This window comes from Thalassotalea euphylliae, assembly GCF_042682785.1.
Classification (GTDB): Bacteria; Pseudomonadota; Gammaproteobacteria; order Enterobacterales; family Alteromonadaceae; genus Thalassotalea_F; species Thalassotalea_F euphylliae.
On record NZ_JBHUIB010000003.1, the window covers coordinates 150,227 to 171,671 of the forward strand.

At 42.3% G+C, this 21,445-nt stretch carries 22 protein-coding genes; 11 read left to right on the plus strand and 11 right to left on the minus strand.

Annotation, left to right across the window (positions count from 1 at the left end; all coding sequences use genetic code 11):
- The first annotated feature begins 141 nt into the window (after window positions 1-141).
- The gene (locus ACFSJY_RS07820) at window positions 142-1,038 is read left to right on the plus strand and encodes a DMT family transporter (RefSeq protein WP_386032989.1); all 897 of its coding nucleotides are present in this window, start codon (window positions 142-144) and stop codon (window positions 1,036-1,038) included.
- A gap of 344 nt (window positions 1,039-1,382) precedes the next feature.
- Window positions 1,383-2,804 carry an endonuclease gene (locus ACFSJY_RS07825; RefSeq protein ID WP_386032991.1) on the plus strand — a complete coding sequence of 474 codons (1,422 nt, stop codon included), beginning with the start codon at window positions 1,383-1,385 and terminating at the stop codon, window positions 2,802-2,804.
- 44 nt (window positions 2,805-2,848) lie between these two features.
- Here the strand turns inward: ACFSJY_RS07825 and ACFSJY_RS07830 are convergent, their stop codons facing one another.
- Entirely contained in the window at window positions 2,849-3,922 is a 1,074-nt protein-coding gene (locus tag ACFSJY_RS07830) for an amidohydrolase family protein (RefSeq protein ID WP_386032993.1), read from the minus strand.
- A gap of 174 nt (window positions 3,923-4,096) precedes the next feature.
- Between ACFSJY_RS07830 and efpL the strand changes: the two genes are divergently transcribed.
- Both efpL and ACFSJY_RS07840 read left to right on the plus strand, forming a co-directional pair.
- Window positions 4,097-4,669: an elongation factor P-like protein EfpL gene (efpL, locus tag ACFSJY_RS07835; RefSeq protein WP_386032995.1), complete on the plus strand. Its 573-nt coding sequence runs from the start codon at window positions 4,097-4,099 to the stop codon at window positions 4,667-4,669.
- 240 nt (window positions 4,670-4,909) lie between these two features.
- Window positions 4,910-6,328 carry a serine hydrolase domain-containing protein gene (locus tag ACFSJY_RS07840; protein ID WP_386032997.1) on the plus strand — a complete coding sequence of 473 codons (1,419 nt, stop codon included), beginning with the start codon at window positions 4,910-4,912 and terminating at the stop codon, window positions 6,326-6,328.
- A 100-nt stretch (window positions 6,329-6,428) separates the two neighbouring features.
- On the opposite strand, the gene ACFSJY_RS07845 is transcribed toward ACFSJY_RS07840, so the two are convergent.
- From ACFSJY_RS07845 to ACFSJY_RS07870, 6 genes are all read right to left on the minus strand, one after another.
- A complete protein-coding gene (locus ACFSJY_RS07845) occupies window positions 6,429-6,968 on the minus strand; it encodes a hypothetical protein (RefSeq protein WP_386032999.1) in 540 nt (179 codons plus the stop codon).
- Window positions 6,969-7,013: 45 nt separating this feature from the next.
- Complete coding sequence (locus tag ACFSJY_RS07850; protein WP_386033001.1) at window positions 7,014-7,742, minus strand: methyltransferase family protein; 729 nt, start codon at window positions 7,740-7,742, stop codon at window positions 7,014-7,016.
- A gap of 249 nt (window positions 7,743-7,991) precedes the next feature.
- Window positions 7,992-8,852: a LysR family transcriptional regulator gene (locus ACFSJY_RS07855; RefSeq protein ID WP_386033003.1), complete on the minus strand. Its 861-nt coding sequence runs from the start codon at window positions 8,850-8,852 to the stop codon at window positions 7,992-7,994.
- A gap of 173 nt (window positions 8,853-9,025) precedes the next feature.
- Window positions 9,026-9,382 carry a nuclear transport factor 2 family protein gene (locus tag ACFSJY_RS07860; protein ID WP_386033005.1) on the minus strand — a complete coding sequence of 119 codons (357 nt, stop codon included), beginning with the start codon at window positions 9,380-9,382 and terminating at the stop codon, window positions 9,026-9,028.
- A 194-nt stretch (window positions 9,383-9,576) separates the two neighbouring features.
- Window positions 9,577-10,200 (minus strand): DsbA family protein, encoded by a 624-nt coding sequence (locus ACFSJY_RS07865; protein ID WP_386033007.1) that lies wholly within the window; start codon window positions 10,198-10,200, stop codon window positions 9,577-9,579.
- A gap of 159 nt (window positions 10,201-10,359) precedes the next feature.
- Window positions 10,360-11,169, minus strand: coding sequence for a hypothetical protein (locus ACFSJY_RS07870; RefSeq protein ID WP_386033009.1), 810 nt, complete (start codon window positions 11,167-11,169; stop codon window positions 10,360-10,362).
- Window positions 11,170-11,376: 207 nt separating this feature from the next.
- Between ACFSJY_RS07870 and ACFSJY_RS07875 the strand changes: the two genes are divergently transcribed.
- Window positions 11,377-12,291, plus strand: a complete 915-nt coding sequence (locus ACFSJY_RS07875; protein WP_386033011.1) for a M14 family metallopeptidase — start codon at window positions 11,377-11,379, stop codon at window positions 12,289-12,291.
- Between the two features lie 95 nt (window positions 12,292-12,386).
- Here the strand turns inward: ACFSJY_RS07875 and ACFSJY_RS07880 are convergent, their stop codons facing one another.
- A complete protein-coding gene (locus ACFSJY_RS07880; protein ID WP_386033013.1) occupies window positions 12,387-13,214 on the minus strand; it encodes a DUF2306 domain-containing protein in 828 nt (275 codons plus the stop codon).
- A 235-nt stretch (window positions 13,215-13,449) separates the two neighbouring features.
- On the opposite strand from ACFSJY_RS07880, the gene ACFSJY_RS07885 reads away from it, so the two are divergent.
- Window positions 13,450-14,598: an HDOD domain-containing protein gene (locus tag ACFSJY_RS07885; RefSeq protein ID WP_386033015.1), complete on the plus strand. Its 1,149-nt coding sequence runs from the start codon at window positions 13,450-13,452 to the stop codon at window positions 14,596-14,598.
- Window positions 14,599-14,695: 97 nt separating this feature from the next.
- On the opposite strand, the gene ACFSJY_RS07890 is transcribed toward ACFSJY_RS07885, so the two are convergent.
- On the minus strand, window positions 14,696-16,024 hold the full coding sequence (locus ACFSJY_RS07890; RefSeq protein WP_386033017.1) for a DUF2252 family protein: 1,329 nt from the start codon (window positions 16,022-16,024) through the stop codon (window positions 14,696-14,698).
- Between the two features lie 66 nt (window positions 16,025-16,090).
- Window positions 16,091-16,876 (minus strand): MBL fold metallo-hydrolase, encoded by a 786-nt coding sequence (locus ACFSJY_RS07895; RefSeq protein WP_386033019.1) that lies wholly within the window; start codon window positions 16,874-16,876, stop codon window positions 16,091-16,093.
- 159 nt (window positions 16,877-17,035) lie between these two features.
- Here ACFSJY_RS07895 and ACFSJY_RS07900 point away from each other — a divergent pair, with 159 nt between their 5' ends.
- The 5 genes from ACFSJY_RS07900 to ACFSJY_RS07920 all read left to right on the plus strand — a co-directional run bounded on the left by ACFSJY_RS07900 (window position 17,036) and on the right by ACFSJY_RS07920 (window position 20,137).
- Entirely contained in the window at window positions 17,036-17,248 is a 213-nt protein-coding gene (locus ACFSJY_RS07900) for a DUF3565 domain-containing protein (RefSeq protein ID WP_386034983.1), read from the plus strand.
- A 15-nt stretch (window positions 17,249-17,263) separates the two neighbouring features.
- On the plus strand, window positions 17,264-17,524 hold the full coding sequence (locus tag ACFSJY_RS07905) for a DUF5062 family protein (protein WP_386033021.1): 261 nt from the start codon (window positions 17,264-17,266) through the stop codon (window positions 17,522-17,524).
- Window positions 17,525-17,552: 28 nt separating this feature from the next.
- Window positions 17,553-18,668 (plus strand): tRNA-queuosine alpha-mannosyltransferase domain-containing protein, encoded by a 1,116-nt coding sequence (locus ACFSJY_RS07910; RefSeq protein WP_386033023.1) that lies wholly within the window; start codon window positions 17,553-17,555, stop codon window positions 18,666-18,668.
- Window positions 18,661-19,350, plus strand: coding sequence for a DUF2817 domain-containing protein (locus ACFSJY_RS07915; protein ID WP_386033025.1), 690 nt, complete (start codon window positions 18,661-18,663; stop codon window positions 19,348-19,350). The genes ACFSJY_RS07910 and ACFSJY_RS07915 overlap by 8 nt, the downstream gene beginning before the upstream one ends.
- A 145-nt stretch (window positions 19,351-19,495) precedes the next feature.
- The gene (locus ACFSJY_RS07920) at window positions 19,496-20,137 is read left to right on the plus strand and encodes a DUF1707 domain-containing protein (RefSeq protein WP_386033027.1); all 642 of its coding nucleotides are present in this window, start codon (window positions 19,496-19,498) and stop codon (window positions 20,135-20,137) included.
- Window positions 20,138-20,200: 63 nt separating this feature from the next.
- Here the strand turns inward: ACFSJY_RS07920 and ACFSJY_RS07925 are convergent, their stop codons facing one another.
- Window positions 20,201-21,370, minus strand: coding sequence for a hypothetical protein (locus tag ACFSJY_RS07925; protein ID WP_386033029.1), 1,170 nt, complete (start codon window positions 21,368-21,370; stop codon window positions 20,201-20,203).
- Between the last annotated feature and the right edge of the window lie 75 nt (window positions 21,371-21,445).

Genomic DNA, 21,445 nt, shown 5'->3' on the forward strand with positions numbered 1-21,445 from the left:
GATATGGGTAGCTAGCGGAATTTGGCTACCCTCTGAGGCAATTTTGTTACCTTGTGCTGAATAGCAAATCATTGATTGCTATGTGAAACTTTTTTCTAGATAGTACTGTCTAGTGTATTTTCTTGTCACACTTCATTAAGCATGCAAACAAAATCTAGCGAAGTCATTTTTTACACACTACTGGCTTTACTGGCCTTTGCCGCAAACTCTGTTCTATGCAGGCTGGCACTTGCAGAGCATACGATTGACCCTGCTAGTTTTACTGTTATTCGTTTACTGTCTGGGGTTACTACCTTTGTTATTTTACTGAATATCTTTATGGGTAAGCGCCAAACTGAGTCAGCTAGGTCTCGCGTTGCTTATGGTAAGCAGCACTGGACGTCGGCCATTATGCTATTTGTATATGCCGCGGCTTTTTCATTTGCTTATGTGCAGCTAGAAACAGGTGTCGGAGCACTTATTCTGTTTGGTTCTGTTCAATTGACTATGATTTCAGTGTCGCTAATTCAGGGGAAAACATTAACCTTGATTGAGTGGCTCGGTGTCTGTATCGCCTTTAGTGGCTTAACCTATCTTGTTTGGCCAACACTCGAGACGCCAAATATTACTGGTGTGATACTTATGATTTGTGCCGGTGTTGCATGGGGCTTCTATTCCTTAGCTGGAAAAGGCTCAACGAATCCACTGCATGACACTGCTACCAATTTTACGTTAACGGTTCCTTTTGTTTTGCTGCTTGCCCTGGTGTCTTACGCTGAAGTTAATATAAGCATTAGTGGTGCTGTATACGCCATGTTATCTGGTATATTTGCTTCGGCATTGGGCTACGCTATTTGGTATCGCGCGTTAACTGGCCTGTCTGCTACCGAAGCCTCAGTATTACAGCTATCTGTCCCTGTAATTGCCGCTATTGGCGGCGTTGTGTTTGTCGGTGAACATTTAAGTTTTCATTTATTGATTGCCACTAGCTTAGTGCTGGGTGGTATCGCTTGCGTATTATTAGGTAATAAAGTCAGCTCTCATTCTACTATGCGATAAAACGCTTTTATCCGATTTCGCGACATCAAATTTTATCTTTTTCAATCTATTAACTTACCAATTCTTAATTATGGATAGCTGACAAAGTTTGACCTGTCTGTCACTAAATAACGACGTCTTTGTTCTGCCATAAAACCATATTTTTTCGGTCATCGTTCAGTCATTTCATTGACATAAAACCGTCCTAGATTATTGCTTGTTTATTATCTGACCGAAAGGTCAGGTTGATGGTGTGAGGAAGGGAGGATGATCGCCGTCATCATAAGTAAACACTCAAGCAGAAACTCGCTATCGATCATTAGCTGGTTATCTGTAATTAACAAAAATAAAAACCAGGAAAACTTATGAAGACGAAAAATAATCAAGGATATTTGACTAAACGGTTAGGTGTTGTTTTTGTGGCGCTGTTTTCACAACAGGCCATTGCGGATATTCCATCTGGCTACTACGACGCTGTTAACGCGTCAAATGCGAGTTCGCTTAGAGCAAGTTTGCATGATGTAATAGACGATCATCAGCGCTTTCCTTATACCTCATCAAGCACTGATACGTGGGATATTTTAGAGCAGGCAGACCAGAACCCTGACAATGCCACCCATGTTATCGATATATACAAAAATGCGAGTTACTCCAAAGCCGGTGGCGGTAATTCAAATTACAATCGCGAACATAGCTGGCCAAAATCTTATGGTTTTCCCAAAGATGGCAGCACCAACTATGCGTATACCGATGCGCATCAACTTTTTATTGCTGATAGTAGCTATAACTCTAGCCGCAGTAACAAGCCTTACGCTAACTGTACGAGTGGCTGCAGTGAAAAGGTAACACAGTACAATAATGTGCGTGGTGGCGGCGCTGGAGAATCAAATTGGACAGCAGGGTCATATGTACAAGGTAGCTGGCAAACGTGGGCGGGCCGTAAAGGTGACGTAGCTCGCGCTCTTATGTATATGGCTGTTCGTTATGAGGGCGGAAACCATGGTATAACCGGCGTTTCTGAGCCAGATTTAATTCTCACTGACAATAGAACGCTAATCGATAACTCCAACACTGGCGCTAATATCAGCGTTGCTTATATGGGGTTAAAATCTGTACTGTTGCAGTGGCATAAAGATGATCCAGTGGATGATTTTGAAAGACGACGCAATGATGCGATTTATAGCTTCCAAGGCAACCGAAACCCATTTATTGATCGACCTGAATATGTTGCCTGTGTATTTGAAAGCAATTGTTCAGATGATTCGGGCGGAGGCGGAAGCACTGACCCTATACCGAATGACACAGCACCTTGGATCAATGAGTTCCACTATGACAATCAAGGTAGTGATCGCGACGAATTTGTTGAAATAGCAGGTGTTGCAGGCACAAACCTAAGTGGTTGGAAGATAGAAGCCTACAATGGTAACGGCGGTAAGTTGTACAAAACCATTAACCTGTCTGGTGTTATTAGCAACCAATCTAACGGTTACGGCGCGTTAGCATTTACGGCGACCAGCTTACAAAATGGCTCGGCAGACGGTATTGCACTCATTAATGCGCAAGGTGAGGTTGTTCAGTTTATTAGTTATGAAGGCACTTTGACGGCGACTAATGGCGTTGCTTCAGGTCTGCGTTCCGACGGGATTAATGTATCTGAAACGTCATCAACGCCAACGGGCTATTCGCTTCAATTGCGAGGACAGGGCACTGGCTACGACGCGTTTAATTGGCAAGGTCCCTCTTCAAGCTCCAGAGGTTCATTGAACTCAGGTCAAACAATGAATTAATAGTGATACAGTAACTAGGCAAAGACCTAGTTACTGTGATTTTTCTATGAAAGAGGGTTGTATCCAAGCCAGTTGATAACATTGGTGTGCATGATGTTTTGCTGTTCAGGCAAAGTAATAACGTCTGCATCACGTGCTTGGTCGAGCAATATGCCCGGATAGCAATTTTCGACCGTTGCCATTTCACCTAACGGATAAGGGTCGTCTACCCCCCATACTATTTGTGCACTGCTAACACGCTTAATCATCAGGGCAAGTGTGTCAGGGTCATGTACTAACGAGTCAAAAAACACATTCGACTGTCCAATCGTATCGTTTGGGTGCGAAGCGTTAGGAAATAGATCAGGACGACCATCAATACCTTGCTTTGTGCGACCATGATTCGCGTGGCTAAGCATTGCCCCATGGGCAAAACAGGTGCGGACATTAGGGAAACGTTTAGCGAAGTTTTTAAAGCTAAACATTAAATAAGTATCGGCAGTTTGTGCCATCATCCACACTAAGTGATAACGCCAGTACTGGTCGGTAAGGTTGACCATTTTGCCCGCATCATAGGGGTGAATTTCTACAGCAAGACCAAGTTCATCTGCTAATTGCCAAATTGGCTCAACGCTTTCGTCTGCAACCGACAGCCACTGACCGTCAGCCGTCTGATAATGCGTGCTTAAACACAGCAATTTCATCCCCATATCTGCGCAACGCTGAATCTCTGTTAACGCCTGCGACATATGGGCAGGTTGAACAACAAATCCAGTGGTAAAAAGTGATGGGTTATCGTGTTGAATAGAGGCATTGAAGTCGTTTTGAAAACGAATAATATCAAATGTATCTTGCTCGCTTACCCCATTACAATAGAGTTGTGACAAGCTGAGTACGACTTCATGGTCAATGTTATTGTCTGCCATCCATTGAATTTTTTCGTCAACAAAAAAGCTCGGGTCAGTAATGGGACGCGTCCAGTTGCCTTGGCACATAAACTCACGCTTGTCGTCTACCCAAAAGAATTTCTTTTCTTTCATAAAAGCAGGAACTTGCTCAGGTGTCGGCAACAGGTGGCCGTGGCCATTGATACGTTTGGTGTTAACTGGCGACTTTCGCGACATGTGCTTTGCACTCATTGTTATTTTGCTAGAAGCATTATTAAGCAATCACATTGACAACTCAACCGTATATTCCAGTCAAAAATGCTTATAAATAGTTGTCTTTTGTGCATTCTAGTGTTGGTAAGCTATTAACTTCTCAAACGGCTTTTGATAATGTCTGCACAACGTAATTTGTAATCAGGAAACCTCATGCCAAAGGCAAGTGATATTAAGAAAAACCAAGCTATTGAACACAACGGTGGTGTTTATATTGTTAAGGACATTGAACGTTCAGTACCACAAGGTCGAGCAGGTGGCAGTCTATACCGTATGCGTATGTATAATGTGGTGTCTGGCCAAAAGGTAGACGAAACGTTCAAAGATGTTGATATGCTTAATCTTGCTGATTTAATTCGCCGTCCAGCGATGTTCTCTTACCTTGATGGTGAAGAATATGTGTTTATGGATAATGAAGACTACACGCCATACAACATGAATAAAGAAAGCATTGCTGAAGAAGTGCTATTTATCAATGAGAGCACGGAAGGTTTGCAGGTTATTCTGGTAGACGGTAACCCGGTGGGGCTAGATTTACCGTCGAGTGTTGAACTTGATATTGTTGAAACTGACCCGTCGATTAAAGGTCAATCAGCGACGTCACGTACTAAACCAGCAACACTATCGACAGGCCTTGTTGTTCAGGTTCCTGAGCATATTTCCAACGGTGATCGCATAAAGATCAACACTGAAGAGAAGCGTTTTATGAGCCGTGCTGATAAATAATAGTAATGGCATTGTTGAAGAAAAAGCACCTCATGAGGTGCTTTTTTTATACCTATTGTGTAACAGTGCTTTAGAGCTCTCAGCTGCCGAAGATACGATGAATGCGGCATATAACTCGTTAAAATTCATTGGCTAGGGGGGAGAGTCAGAGTAGAGTTTTGATAGGGCGGATGACGGCGTTGTCTTTGAATAGTCTCTCGCCACTCAATATCACGTGCAAACAATAATAAAGGTATCGCTATGAAACGACGACACACTCTTCTTGCCACTTTTTTTGCGTTGAACGCATTAAGTGCACATGCCGAGTACGATGTTTTCCAACCACAACGAGAGATGATCCATCTTGGTGTTCAAGCGGTGCTTACATGCAATGGGCTATTTACGTCTAATCGAACGATAGAACAAATTAACGCGCAGGAGTTGCAGTACATCCCCGGCAAATTTGATGTTCCACCTTCTCAACTCGTTACGATAGATCAAGAAAACCGTGGTGTGTCAATCAGCAACAACGCCGGAGTTACAATTAGAGCCTTGTACCGTAAAGGCATTGGTTGTGTTGTTTTACGTCCTGACCAAGATTTCTCCGTTGCCAATAGTCTGCCACAAATCAAGTTGCCAACACCTCCCGCCAACTTCGAGACTATGGCGTGGCCGATGGGCGAAGCTACAAAGCCATACAACTTTGCATCAGAAAAACAGAAAAAGGCGATAGAGAAAGTGGCTGACTGGGCGTTCGAAACGCCCACAGAAGAACAGGATACCTTGAGCCTCGTTGTTGTCCATCGCGGTGAAATAATGCTTGAACGTTATGCTGAGGGTGTAAATCGCTATACGAAAACGAGAACGTGGAGCACAGCAAAAAGCGTGTTGGCGACGCTAATCGGCATCAAGGTTGATAATAAGGAAATGTCGGTAGATGACGCGTTGAATGTCAATTGGTCCCCAAAATTAGCGACTTCTGAGAGTGATCCTCGTCGTTCAATTACACTGGGTGATGCCCTGCAAATGTCTTCAGGTCTCTATCCTGTCGATAGTTTTAATATGGAATATGCTAATGGTTCGGGTTTGTCTTACTGGGCAGGAGAGAGCTCAGCAGAGGGTGCCGTGAATAGAGGGCTAGTGCGTAAACCAGGTACATTTTGGGATTACGAAAACTATGACACCTTGCTTGCGACAATGTCGCTTAAAAGCACGTTTGATAACGTAGAAGACTATCATTTATTTCCATCACAAGCGCTTTTTAAGAAGCTAGGTATGCACAACACTGTGGTGAGCACAGATCAATATGGCGATTTTATTTTCAGTAGCCAAATGTACACAACGGCTCGTGACTTAGCGCGCTTCGGTATGCTGTATGCCAATGAGGGGAAGTGGTTTGGTGAGCAGATTATTTCACCAGAATGGATTGCCTATTCTACGACACCTGCACCGGCATCCGCGATCCGTGGCTTCGATTATGGTGCTCAATGGTGGTTACGTAAAGCCGACAAGAATAATGGCCCTGCCAATGCTTACACTACGCGCGGGAATCGCGGGCAATACGTTGTGATTATCCCCGAAAAAGACTTAGTGATTGTTCGTAGAGGCCTTGATTACGGTAAGCAAGGCTTTAATCCATGGGCGCTTGCTGATCGCGTTCTACAAGCGCTGGACGAATAGCACCACAGTAAATTAAATAAAATCGTTGTTTAATGAAAGAGTGTGATAGCTGAAACGTTTGCTATCACACTCGTGCGCCATAATTAGGCGATTGGGGTATTTAAGCGTTGTGTTTTGAATTGCTTAGTAATGCGACCCACAAAATGGAAAGTACCAATAATATTAGTGTGATTGATGTAGGTTCGGATACTTGAACAGCGTCGTCTGGGCGAAATGCGACACCATGAAAGTTAGCACCGACTCCATTGTTACTAAAGTACGCATTGACACTACTTAAGTTAAACGAACCGTTTTTTTCAACAATGGTGACAAAAAACTGATCTGTCTGTGGTATCAAATTAAGCGTGTTACCGAAGCTAAAGCCAGGGATACCATTTTCATTGAAACTTACATCTAAAGCGGCAACTAATTCACTAGTGCCAGGTGTTGCACCAATCAGTAGGTCAAATGAGTCACCTATATCAAGTAAATCAGGGCCAAAGGACAGGTGTACATCTGAAGACTCTATTCCGACAAAATCAACTTCAGGAAACTCGTTGTTATTAAACTCAAAAACTAAGGCTGCATAGCTGTGTGTGCATATAGCCATTAGGCTAAAAAGGGTAAGTGCCTTAGCTAGTGTTTTTACTATGGTAAACATCGTTTTCATCGCTCCATTTATGACATTGTTTAAACTTAAGGGAGATTAATGCGTTGGCCAAAAAGGGACGACGCTGGGGACTCTTTTCTTATAGTTTAGGTACGTGTCGCCAAAGTGGGCTATCAGTGATTTCTCTTCAAAATATAGACCGATGACGATATAGAATGTTAAACCCAACGAAAGCACAAATTGGGTCATACTCATGTATGAGGTTGACCAAACGCCCATTAGTACACCGCTTTGTATAGGGTGTCTGACAATGCTATACAAAAAGCTTTCTTTGAGTTCTTTTCCTTCAGCGTTATTGGGGGTCAAACTTTGTTTCAACCCCATTAAATGAAAGTGATCAATTTCAAAGGTGGCTCCCACCATCACCAGCCAACCCATAATGTGAATAACCCCTAAAATATTAGTGATAATAGCGTTATCTATTTGCCAAACAGCACCTGACAATGGCTGCCAGTAAAGGCACAAAACGTACATAAATACTCCGGACACAAGCACGTATGTGCTACGTTCTACTTCTGCAGGAATATATTGTGCTAACTTCTCTTTAAACGACGCACGTGCAGCAATACTATGGTGAAGACCAAATAAGGTTAAAATACTTAGATTAATCAACACTGCTTGTGTAGTACTTCCGGCGGCAGTTCCAGAATTAATGTGAATAGGGAGAAAATCCCAACCTCCCATGAATAGAATAAAAGCGGTTAACCCTGATAGCCCTATGAGATAGGCAATTATTCCGTATAAGGAAATAGTAAACTTCTTCATTTTTCGACTCCGTTTCAAAATCATTCAACACACTGGTGTGTAGTCACCTTGGTAGCTTAAATAGCTACTTAAAACTGGTACTTCACATTGGGTTCAATGTATCCATTGCGGCTCAGACTACCGATGAACGTATTCGTCGTAAAATTATTAAATTTAATCAGGGTATTAATTTAACTTTAAACTAATATAAACAAAGCTTTAGGGAAGGCTTGATGGGAATTTTTACACAATCTTTTATTAGGTAGTTGGTTATAAATAGCCAGGGGCATTCTGTTTTAAATGGTCAATAATTTGTTTTTGTAACGAAGACAAGTATCTATTTTTGATGAAGCACAGCACAACCGGGCTTTGAAACAGTTGTTCATAGGGTACCAGTTCAAAAGAATCAGTTTCTTTTATCATATGTTTTGAAACAATGGCCTCACCAAAGCCCAGTCGCACGCCATCTAAAATGCCATAGACGTCATCATAAAAGCTTCGGTCAAACTCAAACTCTGAGAGGCCTTGTGCCGCAAAAAAACTATATGTGGTCATATCGTGCACATCATGGTCTAAAAAGCATGGCGGTTCGACGTGGTGTGATAGGGAGCTATTTCGGATATGCACGAGTGTTTCGGCGCCCAGAACAATTGATTCAATCAATGGGTCATCGATAACCTTGTCGGTCACAATAAAATCGACCTCGCCAGACATTAATAAGGGGAGGAGTTCGCGTAATTCTTTTGAATAAAACTCAGCTTTTAACTGGTGTGTTGAATTTATTAAAGGGATGAGGGAGGGCATGATCACAGAGCGCATTACTGAGCTAAATGCGCCAATGCGTACAATCCCATTCGCAATTGCACTGCGGCCTGAAATATTATTTAGAACGTCTTGCTCTCTGGCTTGTTGTTCTGATGCATATTGAAACAAGAGTTTACCTTGTTCTGTAAGCCCTATTCCGTCATTGCCACGAATCAGCAATTTACAACCCACTTCTTGCTCAATTTTAAGCACTCGTTGAGAAAGCGCCGACTGTGTAATACACAAGGTATCAGCCGCTTTACAAAAACTCTTGTCTAACGCGACTTGATAAAAAGCATTCAACCTATCAGTGTTAAGTTTCATCATTACAGGTGCAGAAAAAAAAGTGAGTTCCGGTTGTATAATGGGTAATGAGTATAGCTTCTTTTATCTTACTATCACGTGTATCAGTTGACGCTGTGAGTTAACGCAAACCATATTTCAACGATAGCGAGTTTGGCTGGCTTTTACTAATTTGGCTTAAGCGATTTGTGAAGTTGCTAATTGGGAATTGGAAGATTGTGTGCTTTGAGAAAGCTCAACTTATCCCAATAACCCCGTTGAAACGTGATTAGACCGTTTTCAACTTGGAAAAAACCACAACCACGTAATCCAATGGGATCTCTCCACTCTAAAATAGCCCAATGGCCATCTTGAAATATATTTTCAACGATGCAAACCATTTCCGCAGCAGCAAACTCAGTAGCGAACATCTGTTTAATCGCACTTTTCCCAATGACTGGTTCATTTGCAACCTGGTGGTTAATAGCTTTTTCGCTGTAAAATTCAGCAATTAAATTAGCATCCCCTTTATTGAATGCTTTTACCCAATTTTGGATAATTTGCTTTGGTTCCACTGTGACATTACCTACTCTAGTCTAGCCAGATTTTAATATGTTTTATTTTGCATGCGAGCGCAATAAAACCGTTTATCATTGAGCGGGGTTATCTTGGTTTATGACGACGCATGCGGAAATCGATACTCTTGTTGAAGTCGCATAAAGTGTTCTGTGTAAGGATAAAATTTTATCAAGGTGTCAAGTGTGGGCGCTCAATAGTTAGTATTTCTGGCTATCAAGTTGAACCGCTCCAACAGCTCGGATGCTTGGCAAAAACCTAAGGTTATTGGGTAAGGTCTTTTATTTTCATCAATGTAAAGTAATGCTGGGAATCCTCTCACACCGAGTTGGCGAGAAACACTAAGGTGCTGCTGAAGTTGTTGTTCTGTATCTCTTGACGTAAATACCTGTTTAAAGACTCTTTCATCAATTCCAATAGTGCTCGCACATGCTAGCAAGGTTCCTGTTAAAGAAGGGTTCTTTGCGTGCTGGTAGTAGGCTGTTTGAATAGCTTTTGCCATCGCTTGTGCGCTGTTTGGCGCAATAGCTTCTGCGGAAATGACGGCACGACATGCTTGGTATGTTGAACGATAAGGCGTGTTAACCGTCCAAAAGTCGTGATTAAAGGTGACTTGCGAACGCGCCTCAATTTGATGCCAATAAGATGCAATAATTTGCTTGAGCTCATTACTCATCGGCTCATCCGTGTCTGGTGCTAATCCTCCCATAACCCAGTCAACGGTGACATTAGGATGTTGTGATAAGAATTGCTCTAACTCTGGTTGAAAGCCATAACACCAGCCACACATCGGATCCATCACGTATATTATTTGCATTGCCGTCTCAAAAAGTAAACTAGGGAAGCTCCTCTAAATTTCAGGCTAACCTGCAATGATTAGGAAAACAACGGTTGCTAGCATGTTTCGATGCTAGCGAGTTATACCGAGGACTTTAATAATTGAAAATGGGGTTGATGCCTTGCTTCGCTTATGCAGTTAAAAATTACAAGGTGGGTTATCCAATACGGTCTGTGTGGCGATTTGCGCTAAAAAGTTAAATACCTCTTCAGGTTCATTGACAGCATCGGTATAGGGAATAGTACTGGCATCGTCTCCTGTAATCACTTGGTACATCACCATGGCTGTTAACAATTCTCCTGTGTTTGCGGCATGATTGCCGTCTTGTGCATGATAAGCCAAGCTATTATCTGCTTTTATTGCACTTTCCCAAGCTAGGCCAACAGGGCTAACGCATGCAGGCTCAGTGTTCGCGATATCAACATGAATATTGTAAATAAATTCGCCCTCGAACAGTCTGCCGTCTTGTGGGTGCTCTGGAAACAATACAGGAGTAATACCTAAGCTTTTTGCCATTCTAATCCATGTTTCTGCACCGCGAGTAGGGTAGAAGAAGGAGCCTGACTGGGAGTACTTTTGCGCCTGTAAGATAACATGTGTCCAGTCTTGCGTGTGCAGCAATGAGACTGATTGTTCATGTTGAAGGCGTTCTTGTAAGTAGTCGTTGCTACCGGTGTATTTCGTAACCAGTGATTTTTCCGGGTGTGCGGATTGAATAAGAGCATCTAGCCTGCTCGCCAACCCAATAACGTGACTATTGCCAAATATCAGCACTTTGTATTGACTCGAGTCTTCATTACTAGGGATAGTCGTGTTTGCGGCATAGTCATCAAGGCGCGTGCTAATGTCTTTTGTTTCTAATGGCGTGGAATTTTCGTTTTCCGAAGAACTACCGCCGCCGCAGCCAATTAATGCGGACAGTAGTATCGTTGTTATAATGTTTTTCATCGTAAATGCTTATCTAAAGAAGACGTTGATTTGATAACAAAAAAATAGATAAACGATAAGGGTTTAGTGATAAGCGGCTGCATTAAGCGGATTAATGGTTACAACCTCATACTTGCAATATGTAGCGTATGGTTAATTCATTGCGTTGCATTATCGTCAATAGCTGATTATGCTTACGACAAAATTATTATTTGGGTATATTGTATAATGTATAAAATAGGTGTTCAGGGTCAAAAATGGGGCGATAGTGAAAAAGCCGAGTGGTTGTCACTGCAGTCAATTAAACGAAGCTATAAATCCGAGGTGGTTGAGAAAGTCAATGCGCTCAGCAGCAAGTGGAACATCGAACAATATGGTGCGCTTTCTTATGACGAGGGAAAATATCCGCTTTTTGCGATTAAAAGTAATGACTGGGATATGTCGAAGCCAACTGCCTTAGTCACAGGGGGAGTACATGGTTATGAAACTAGCGGTGTGCAAGGCGCTATCCAATTTGCTGATACCGAAATGGCCAATTACACCCATGTATTCAATGTGGTGGTGTTGCCTTGTATAAGTCCTTGGGGTTACGAGACCATAAATCGCTGGAACCCTAAAGCGATTGATCCTAACCGTTCGTTCTATGCAGATTCGCCGGCGGAAGAATCAGCCAAAGCAATGGCGTATATACATAGCTTACTAGGTGAAGTGTTTATTCATATCGATTTACATGAAACAACGGATACTGATAACAGCGAATTTAGACCTGCACTGTCAGCGCGTGATGCTATTGAGCAAAAAACTTGGAATATCCCAGATGGATTTTATCTGTGTGCCGATACGTCAAACCCATCGCCAGAATTTCAGAAGGCGATGATTGACGCCGTGGAAAAGGTCACCCATATTGCACCGCCAGACGACGCTGGTGAAATCATAGGTGTGCCGCTTCAGCAACACGGTGTTATTACCTACGACTATAAACCATTGGGGTTGTGCGCAGGTTTAAGTGACGCCAAATATACGACGACAACAGAGGTTTATCCTGATAGCCCAAAAGTTGACAGTGAAAACTGTAACCTAGCACAAGTTGCTTGTATTACAGGCGGCTTAGATTTTGTGATTGCAAAGGAACAGATGCTATAACAGAGACTTTATCTGTTATAAAGCTTTATACGTAAAAACAAGGCTGCGGAGCAAGAATGCAGCCTTGAACTGTGTCTGAATCTTTAGTGTGGTTGCTAGCTAAATCTCGGTAGCCACATCCCCATCGTCGCCGCAAATACGCCGCCCGCTGTCATTAACGTCACTAATATGAGCATCGCACTTACTGACGATTTGAGCCAAGCTGAGTCGTTTTCTTTTGCTGAAAAATAAAGCTCTGCTATAGCAAGTGGAATCAAATATTGGGCGAAGCCTAAGAAGGTTAAAAAGGGACCGGTGAATGTTTTCGGATCAAAGCCAACGGGTGCTTGATGGATCATCAGCCATAGCATTAGACCAATGCGAAAGAACCATACACCAGCCATGACTAAGAAAAGTCTTAGAGCCCAGCGTTGATGAATCTTAATGTTTCTTGCCATAGCATTTTTTACCGCCATATAGGCAAACCAAATGATCAAAAATGCGTTCAAGCTGATACTGTATTTTCCTATTTCGCCACCTGCAACGCCTCTGGTCCACACCATATATAACCCACCTAGAGCAAGGACTATCGCTGTGGTGACATAAACACGACCATTAAAGCGGTGAAATGCTGGATAGCGAGCCCTTATGCTACTGATGAACTGTAGTGGACCGAAAAACAAGACAAGGAGCGCTAAAACTAGGTGTAACGCGACTGCGATATTTCCAGCCAAGTCACCTTCAACGTATCCATGTGGCATAACTTGGTTCCATCTCGCAAGATCCGCATCAATGACAGCTTGTCCATAGAAACCTAAAACATAACTTGCGAAAATCCATTGTCCAATGACGGCAACAGTAAACCATGAGCGTGCTGACCACTTGAGTAACGTTTCGTTGGCTGCTGAGCTGTTTTGAATAAATGTTGTGGCGGTTTGTTCCACTGTTCTTCTCCCTTGAATCTTTGTTATCACTGTCCTTTCAGCATGTGTTGTGCCATTTCAATTTAGTGAGTAATTTCAAAGGCTTTTCTAGATTTTATGGACATCCTAATTTGAAGTGCGTGATATGTTAGTAAATTACGCGAATTTATGGTGTGAATAACGAATCAAAATATCGATTGAATATCAGTGGGTTTTTTGTATAGATTATGGTCAGTAGTCGTAGTAAGGAAGTAGTATGTCCACGGATGCCATTGCACTCTTAATAGTCCTTGTTGTTTTCTTTTTTATTTTTCGTCGTTTAAATCGTGAAAAACCGAAAAAATTGACGGCGAATGCAAGCCAAAAGTCGGCCGTAAGTTACGCCACTCGAAAAGCTATCGACAGTCAGAAACAGCGAAGCATTGATAAGTCAGCGGAGCATGACAACTCTCGAAAAGTACCTGAGGATTTCGTACAGTTTCAACTATTCAAATATGCTGATTTGACGGCTGATAATAAGCAAGCTATCCATGAACGATTGCAGAATTTTAGTAAGCCTCACCCGTTACTGATGAAATTGCTTGATGGCTTTATTGAACAAAAAGAGCTGACGGAATTAATTAAGTCTGACCCTGATATCGCCGCTAAAATTCTTAAAGTGGTTAACAGCGCGCAATTTGCGCTGCAACAACCGATTAAAGATATCCACCATGCCATTATCTTTTTAGGCGTCACTGAAGTGCGTAATATCGCACTGCAGTTTGCAATGAAACAAGATCATCAGTTTGAACACCCAATGCAAGAACGAGCTTATCAGCGAGTTTGGCAGTCGAGTTATTTGGCAAGTCAGCTTTGTTTGTTGTTGTCAAAAAGTTTAGGCAAAGATAATGCTGCAGAGCTATCGACGCTTTGCCTGCTGCTGTACTTAGGCGATTTAGCGCTATTGAAAACGCAACCTGATCTAGCCGCGATATATCTTCAACCGCTCAATTTCTATGAGCGCTTAGACCAAGTTCAAATGACTGTACGAACCAACCCTGCTATCGCTGGTGCGGTGTTGGCAAAAGAGTGGGAGCTACCCAATTCTATGGTTGCTGATATTAGCCATCAATTTCATGCTTTTACGAATGAATTAGTGGGGAGTGATTTTCCGCAAGAGCAACAAGATGATTTATTGTTGTGTTACATCATCTGTCGCCTCAGTGACATGGTGGTATTTGAAAACAATCAAGATGTACTTTCAATGCAAACATTGGACTATCAGCTTGGTGGTGATTTAGCGTTTTACCATTTAAAAAACATGGTGTCTGAGCAGCGTTTATCTGAAATTGAAAAGGAACTGAGCAACAATAGTTTTGCGATTAAAGCAAAAGAAATTGTTGCCAGAATAAAAGTACAAGGCTAGCAAACAGGGGCCTCGAGCAGAGAGATAATAACTGTAAAGTGCTCTCTGCAACCTTTACTTTTAGTTATCAGTTTGGGCATTGGATGTTAGGCTTTATTCAGCCAGCGCTGATTAACTCTTTAAGCATTTCGCAATCTTTTGTAACTTGCTGAGCATACTGCTGGCAATTCTCGATAAGTGTCTGGGTAGCTACTACTGGCATAATGCTCATGGCTTGTTCAAATAGCGTTGAACGCCTGTCTCCTCTACTGTGAGCTAGCGCTAGAGCAATGCCGCAGCTTTTTGCGTATTGCGCTAATCCATTATTCTTTAACACTTTTTTGCCTATACTTATTTGCTCTGGTTTGATGCCCACTTTGGCATGATGACGAGAGCGAACTAACCAGTGTTGATCCTGCCAAATTACCTCATCAAGTACTAAGTCTGGACTGCGTTGCATGCGTCGTTGGCAGTTAACAGTTAAATGCGCAGGATTTAGCGTGTTTACTGGCGAAAGGTTGTTAAAAACGGCAAGTGGAGCAGCTTGTCTTTGTTTTTTCACTTCAACAATATGGCACAAATGTAAGCAGGACAAATCAAGCTCCTCAGGTCCAACTAACAGGTAATACCTAGCCATGTTCACCGAACCGGTTCCTGCGTTTAAGCGAGCAACAATATCGTGAATATGATCATCAACATAAGGGCGGAATTGATTGAAAATCTCGCGATATTGGTTGTCAGCTAAACGAGCAAACTTTTCCGTGTTATTAGCGAATTTAATTGGTAGGACTTTCGTATCAATTGCTTTGGCGAGCGCACTTTTTTCTAAAAACAAATCGCCATTTGTGCCTCTACTAAGTGCTTTTTGATATGGCTTAAACAAAATACTGTTTTCTTCAAATGAGGACAGTGCTTGATAACGAGCTTCAAAGTTGGTGTGACATTGCGTACATGTCTCTTGATAAGCGGTCATGAAAGTATGGGCCGCATGAATGGCATGCTCATTATTAATGCTCGGTTTACCTGAATAGTCTTTCTCGCTGACTATCGTGCCATCGACAACGCCCTGAGCATGAGTTACGCAAAGAAATAAACTGGTAATGTAGCGTGCCAAGTCCCAAACTGCATAGCCAACACAAGCATCGTCAAAATCATTTGGACTGAAAATGACTTTGTCGCCGTGAGATCCTTCTTCGGTTAAAAAACCGAAATTAGATGTATGGCAATCACCAATAACAGTCGTCCTTGGTACGGCCTGATATTCACAGGGTAGTGACAATAGATTGTTCTTGATATCGTGGTAAAACAGAGGTGCAGAACCGCGGTAAAACAAGAATGGGCTTGAGGCCATTTTCACATGTTTTGGCATTGTCTTAGAGGGTTGGTTCCCATCAACAGAGGTCAAATGCGTTTTGATAAATGATTTCCGACTGTCAGCGTTTACCATTGTGTTATTCCCTGTATAAAGCTTGCTAGCAGTTTACACAGAGAAAATATGAGATAACAAGCGCAACTATTTATTAAACAATACTTTGCGGAGTTTGATTTTTACTGAACGCCAGTGGGTTAACGGTACTTTGGGCGCTTTTTCAAACAGATGTTGGTAATCATTATGGGTAGGGTGAACTTCACCACCATGAGCTAGTATGATTGAATCAGGGTTCAGAGCTTCAATACGCTCCAGTGACTCGCGATATCTACGTGGGTAAAACAGCGGGAATGGCGGGATATATCGGCCTTTTACCGTTACCATTAAGTCGGCCACATACACTTTATGGCTAGTACTGTGATAGATAGAAAGATCTCGGTCTGTGTGCCCCTGAGTGAATAATACTTGCCATTCCGGGAAGCCGGGTAAGGTATCATTGTCATCTAGCAATATATCGGGATGTAGTTTTCTTGAGTACCACAAATACCGGCGAGGTTTGCCTTTGCGCTTCGCCACCCATCCTGCTAATGCAATATCGGTAATATGCATTAATATGCCATCTAAACCTGTGTACCAATGACCGGAAACATTCGCTGAGGCAATTTTTGCGCCCGTTAATTGACGAAGCTTGTGTGCTGCGCCTGCATGGTCTGGGTGCATGTGGGTAACAACAACAAGGGACAAGGCACAAAGAGGCAGGCCTAAAGTGGATCTAATAAATGTTGATAGATCATTGACATCTGCCCGGCAGCAACCATCCAATAACAATAACTTATCTGCCTGCTTAACTAGGTAGATAGATTGAATGTGGCCATCCAGCTCGTAAAGCGTAGTCGACTCACTCAGTGCTTGTTGATGTATAACGTTCATAATGCAGATGTAACAGATTCGTTAGCAGTGTTTTAACGTAACTGCCGTGTAATTTCAATCTCTGGTCGGATGACTAGTTTGGCTATATGTCATACATTGGCTGTTAATACCGTGTACACTTGATGACATAAGATCTTGTACAAGCTAGAGTTTTATCCATTGAAACAAGCCATTGTTAGTTATCATAAAGATGAAGAAAACCATTGGGTTGCTCGATTGGCCTGTGGACATAATCAACATGTCAGACATCAACCGCCGTGGACAAATCGACCATGGGTTGAAACCGAGCAGGGGAGAAAGACAATGCTCGGACATCAATTACAATGTGTAAAATGCGAGCAATTAGCACCTCGTGACTGGTATGAAAAATAACAGCAAGGATAAGCAATGAAAAAAATTAAAAATGAAAAAGAACTGTTGAAAAAAGCGCTCACTGTTGGGGAAAATTATGCACGGAAACGCGGGTATAACGCGTTTAGTGGTACAGATTCTCATGATGAGAAAATAGAGTGTATTTATCGTCTGTTAGTTAACGATAAGTTGCTAATCCCTTTAGCAGAACATGAAGAAAATTTGTTAAATATCAAAAAGCGCTTAGTGAAATGGATCATGAACCAATTGCCCGACAATCACCCGTTGCTTCAGTAAGAGAAAGCGTTGATTCAGCTATACCATTGTGAAAATCCTACTGTTATCTGCGTATGATGCTGCTAGCCACCAGTATTGGCGAGAAGGCATAGTCGAGCATATTCCCGAACATGAGTGGACAGTGTTGACGTTGCCCGCACGCTTTTTTTCTTGGCGTGTTAGAGGAAATAGCTTGACGTGGGCGTTTGAACAAAAAGCAATACTGAGTCAGCATTATGATTTAATTGTTGCAACGTCTATGGCAGATATCAGCGGCTTGAAGGGACTCGTACCCTCGCTAGCTCATATTCCTACTATCGTATACTTCCATGAAAACCAGTTTGCCTACCCTAAAACTGAGCAGGCTTTTAATTCGGTTGAACCACAAATGCTGTCGATTTATTCGGGCGTTGCTGCAAACGGATTGGTATTTAACACAGATTTTAATCGACAAACGTTTTTAGCGGGTGCTCGGCAGTTATTGAAAAAGCTGCCTGATCAAGTGCCTAAAGGGATTGTGGAAAGCCTTGAAGCAAAGTCGCATGTCATTGCTGTACCTATTCGTGGTTGCGACAAACAGTGCAGAGAAAGTAGCAATAGGACACAGCTTTCGGTGGTTTGGAACCATCGTTGGGAATATGACAAAGGGCCAATATTGCTTAAACATATTGTGGAAAAGGCATTGCTTAAATCGCTCGACATCAAGTTTCATATTGTAGGGCAGCGATTTAGGTATACACCAGTCGAGTTTGACGAAATAGCAGAACTGTTAAAACAAACCACAAGTAAAGCGGTACTAGGGCACTTTGGCTTTGTTGAAAGCCGAGACGCATACTATCAATTGCTACGCACTTCAGATGTTGTTCTCTCTACGGCAGAGCATGATTTTCAAGGCTTATCTATTCTAGAGGCCGTCTATCGAGGGTGTACGCCATTAGTCCCTAATAAACTCGCTTATCCAGAAATACTAGGACAACAATTTTGCTACGGACAAGATAGTATGGAGTTAGATAAATTGGCGGTATTAGCTGTTGAAAAGTTAGCCGTTTATGCATCGAGGAAGCAAGCTGGCAACAGCTTACCCAAAGCAAATGTTGAGCGTTTTACATGGCCTAACTTAATTGGTGACTATCAGTCGATATTTAACGAGGTGGTAAATGGCTAAAAAACTCTGGCATCAAGCAGAATGGGCAAAGTCAGCGGACGGTTTGCCTATCAGCATATATGCGAGTAGACCAATAGACGAAATTGTACAACACGCCCCTATTTTGTTTGTTGGTGGTGTTCATGGCGATGAACCTGAGGGCGTAGCATTAGCTGAAGACTGGCTTGCCTGGTTAACCCAGAATAACTGTCTGAATGACTGGGTACTGATACCTTGTATTAACCCTGATGGCTATCACAAACTTGAACGCACCAATGGCAACGGTGTTGATTTAAATCGTAATTTTCCATCCCGATGCTGGTCAGGTGTACATGATGAACCTCGCTATTTTCCTGGAATAGGGCCTGCTTCGGAGCCTGAGACAAAGGCTCTAGTACACTTAGTTGAGCAGATAACACCAGTGATCATTATTCATTTTCATAGTTGGGAACCCAGTATTGTCTACACTAATGATAAAGCGAAGTGGGCGGCAGAGCGATTAAGTATGTCATCAGGCTATCACGCACAGCCAGATATTGGTTATCCAACGCCTGGTAGTTTGGGAGAGTATGGCGGCAAAGATTTGGGCATCGGCGTTATTTGTATTGAGGAGCAAGAAGGTGAACCTTTAACTCGCGTTTTTCCTAAATTTAAGCAGGGCTTGATTGATATCATTCACGCAAAAAGTGGTCAATTTGGCTAAGTTATCGGTGCTAAAAATAGCAGAAATCCAAATTGAAAAAATTAACATTTTGAAAATTATAGAAATTTTATAGTTGGCGTAGTAAATGCTGTGTTTGCGGATACGCTAAAACTTACATTGTAGACTACGAAGAAAAGGATACCCCATGCCAGTTGTCATTGAAGATAGACCGACTCAAGCGGTGAGAGACGAAGTAATAGATCAACTTATTATGAATTACAGTCACGGCCGTTTATCTTACGACGCGTTTGAGCGTAGACTCGATAAGGCGATGAATAGCGAAGACAACGTCGAAATCGCCGCGCTAGCAGAGGATTTAGAGTTGGAAGTAGATGAGCAATATGTGGACTCTAAAAAGCGCGACTTCTCCTTTAGTTTTGAACCAGAAGGCGGAGAAGAAACAGATACTTTGGTTAATGTCTTTAGTGGCAGCAGCCGAGGAGGGGCGTGGAAAGTAGCAAAAGAAATTAGAATGTTTAGCTTGTTCTCTGGTTCAGATATCGACTTTAGCCAAGCTCGTTTTACGCACCCAGAGACACATGTCAAAGTGTTCAGTCTGTTTAGTGGCGACAATATATATATTCCAGAAAATGTGAATGTGGTCTCAAAAGCGTTTTGTATTTTTGGCGGCATTGATATTAAAGCCCCTAATATGGGGCAAGTGGGGGCGCCAACAATAGTGGTTGAGGGCGTTGCAATATTTAGTGGTTTAGATATTAAAGTGAGACAGTCACTTAAAGAGAAATTTATTGGCTTCGCTGATAGTTTGAAGAATATTTTTAATTAATGTTAACTAAACACAAAAAAAGGCTTAGCAGATGCTAAGCCTTTTTATATGGGGGTAGACACGTTAACTGAAAATACTTTTCATAAGATTAATAGCTTGGTCTACTGTTTTACCACTTTGTACTGATTTTATCAGTGTGCCTCGCATATTATGAATAAACTCAGGCAATTCTGGGTTCTCAAGCGCTTGATCGACCAGCTGTTCTGCAGATGCTTTACTCCGTTTGCCTGCGCGCGGTGAAACTGCTTTTACCGTTTTGGGTTTGTCGCGAAGGCGAATAAAATTAGATTGGTTCGCTTGGTCTTGGTCAGCAAACAAGAAAACATCAACAAGCGCTGAACGGTACTTCCATAGCCTTTGCTCCGCTTCTAGTTCTGGCTCGTCGCTTCTCAACCAGGCCATATGCTGAAGAGGAAGTACTAGTTGCTGCCAGTAATCTTCAAAGCTTTGATTGTTTAAACGTGCACAGTTAAGTCCGTTAGCAAATATCTCGAATTTTGCAGTAGTCAGACAAACAAATACATCAGGACGACGCATCGTCAATAAGCGAGTAGCAGGTGTTAGTGTAGGACTAGCTTCTGGGTCTACAGCGTTGAAAGCTTGCTTGTATCCTGCGACGAATGCTTGGTAATCGGCAAGTGTCACGTCTCCCTCTAATGGAATGCAGTTGATAACGTCATCAAGCTGTTCTGCATGCTGACTAACTAATGCCATAAATGCTTTGTTACTTTTCGTGGAACCGAACCACTCAATGTCAAAAGGGTAGCTTTCAGGCGCATGGCTTGCGGTATGTTTACCGGCAATGACTAAGCGGTCCTCAATATTTAATTGAGAGAAAGGTTGTCGTTGAAGTTGACTCACATAGTCGAGTAGTGCGAGTCGCTCATGTAAAGACTGCTTTTCAGCATTTTGCTCAATATACGCTGCAAAGATAGGCCATGGTGCTACGCGCAGTGTTTTTAACTGGTAGCAACTAATAGCATTCGCGAGTAAGTCTTCTAACTTTTTGAGTGGCTTGAACTGCGCCTCATCAAGTAGTTCTCGATTAACTTTGTTTTGGCAAATGTCATGGAAGGTGTAGCACCATCCTAAGAAGTCTTCAGGGTGATGTTCAACCTTTACCGCCATCAGATTTAGGCTTAGTTCAGTAACATGCTTTAGCATGTTTTGGTACTGCTGTGACTCGATATCAGACAAGGCCATTTTCGTTGGCGCGGTTAAAAGTTTTCTCATAAAAACTGCAATAAGAAAGCAAACGGGCGGCGAATAATACTGTGTTTTAGGCGTGATGCAATATCAACTTTGTGG